The organism is Bacillus sp. SIMBA_005 (assembly GCF_046535585.1).
Lineage (GTDB): Bacteria > Bacillota > Bacilli > Bacillales > Bacillaceae > Bacillus > Bacillus pumilus.
This window is the reverse complement of record NZ_JAWRWI010000267.1, coordinates 1-278: the sequence shown is the minus strand read 5'-3', so window position 1 is coordinate 278 and position 278 is coordinate 1. Positions and strand designations below refer to the sequence as shown.

Genomic DNA, 278 nt, shown 5'->3' with positions numbered 1-278 from the left:
CCAGTTACACCAGTGGCACCAGTATCTCCAGTTGCCCCAGTAACTCCAGTAGGACCAGTATCTCCGGTTACACCAGTGGTTCCAGTAGGACCAGTATCTCCAGTTGCACCAGTATCTCCGGTTACACCAGTAGCACCAGTAGGTCCCGTTGGACCTGTATCACCAGTTGCGCCAGTTACACCAGTGGTTCCAGTAGGACCGGTATCTCCAGTAGGACCAGTATCTCCAGTTACACCAGTGGTTCCAGTAGGACCGGTATCTCCGGTTACACCAGTGGC

Annotated in this window: 1 protein-coding gene; it reads right to left on the bottom strand. The window is 54.0% G+C overall.

What is annotated here, in order from left to right; all coding sequences use genetic code 11:
- Nucleotides 1–278, bottom strand: a 278-nt coding sequence (locus SB660_RS20050) for a hypothetical protein (RefSeq protein ID WP_410584044.1), incomplete at both ends; no start/stop codon positions are given.